The 1,548-nt window shown below is 51.7% G+C and carries 2 protein-coding genes; both read left to right on the top strand.

Annotated features, from left to right (window positions below; translation table 11 throughout):
* Positions 1-69 precede the first annotated feature (69 nt).
* On the top strand, positions 70-465 hold the full coding sequence (locus ACTHUT_RS20265; protein ID WP_440419595.1) for a hypothetical protein: 396 nt from the start codon (positions 70-72) through the stop codon (positions 463-465).
* A 73-nt stretch (positions 466-538) separates the two neighbouring features.
* The coding region (gene miaB, locus ACTHUT_RS20260) for a tRNA (N6-isopentenyl adenosine(37)-C2)-methylthiotransferase MiaB (RefSeq protein WP_440419594.1) at positions 539-1,548 on the top strand (1,010 nt) is incomplete at its 3' end.

The raw sequence follows: 1,548 nt of genomic DNA, 5'->3' as shown, positions 1-1,548 counted from the left end.
CACTCTATCCACATTTTTCCTGCTTGTGCTATAATCCGCGACCTATTGAAACAATAAAAGAAAAGCATCATGTTACGCGGATGCATACTCAGCCTCGCCCTTTTGTCGTCCTCCTTCGTCCATGCACAACGCAGCCTGCCGGACGATATGGATGTAGCCGTTTTAAAGACTGTCGATTTGCCTTATCTGAAAGTCAGCAAAGGCGGTTTTTCTTGGACGCGCCTGCTGACCTTGGGCATTGTGGACGGCAATGCGGCCAAACTGCAAATCACCCGCTTCACCAAAATCCACGATGAAAACGACCGTTTCATTCCGATGGGCCGCCTGCTGAATCAAACCGGCAAAGCCGTTGCGTTCAAATACAACGAAGAAAGCCGCCTCGTCCGCGAAATCTGGATTTTGACCGACGCCGAAGCCGACAGGTTCATCGAACATGCTAAAAAGCAGAAAAAGGCGGAAGAATAATTTTTCAGACGGCCCGAGTATTTCACAGGCCGTCTGAACCCTTTTACAACAAGCAAATCAATCAAAACAAACCATGAAAAAAGTATTTATCCGCACCTTCGGGTGCCAAATGAACGAGTACGACAGCGAAAAAATGCTGTCCGTCCTCGCCGAAGAACACGGCGGCATCGAACAGGTTACCCAACCTGACGATGCCGACATCATCTTGTTCAACACCTGCTCCGTACGTGAAAAAGCGCAAGAGAAAGTCTTCTCCGACTTGGGCCGCGTACGCCCGCTCAAAGAAAAAAATCCCGACCTCATCATCGGCGTTGCCGGCTGCGTTGCCTCTCAAGAAGGCGAAAACATCGTCAAACGCGCTCCGTATGTGGACGTGGTTTTCGGTCCGCAAACGCTGCACCGCCTGCCCAAACTCATCGTCGACAAAGAAACTACCGGCCTGTCTCAAATCGATATTTCCTTCCCCGAAATCGAAAAATTCGACCACCTGCCGCCTGCGCGCGTAGAAGGCGGCTCGGCTTTCATTTCCATTATGGAAGGCTGTTCCAAATACTGCTCTTACTGCGTCGTCCCTTATACCCGCGGCGAAGAATTCTCCCGCCCGCTCAACGACGTATTGACTGAGATTGCAGGCTTGGCACAACAAGGCGTTAAAGAAATCAACCTCTTAGGCCAAAACGTTAATGCCTATCGCGGCGAAATGGAAAACGGCGAAATCTGCGACTTTGCTACTTTGTTGCGCATTGTCCACGAAATCCCCGGCATCGAACGCCTACGCTTTACCACCAGCCATCCGCGCGAATTTACCGACGCGATTATCGAGTGCTACCGCGACCTGCCGAAGCTGGTTTCCCACCTGCACCTGCCGATTCAAAGCGGTTCCGACCGCGTATTGAGCGCGATGAAACGCGGCTACACCGCCTTGGAATACAAATCCATCATCCGCAAACTGCGTGCCATCCGTCCTGATTTGTGCCTCAGCTCCGACTTTATCGTCGGCTTCCCGGGCGAGACCGAGCGCGAGTTCGAGCAAACCTTGAAACTGGTCAAAGACATCGCCTTCGACTTGAGCTTCGTCTTTAT

Source organism: Neisseria sp. P0022.S010 (genome assembly GCF_051956635.1).
The sequence above is the reverse complement of the archived record's forward strand: the minus strand, read 5'-3'. Positions and strand labels throughout refer to the sequence as shown.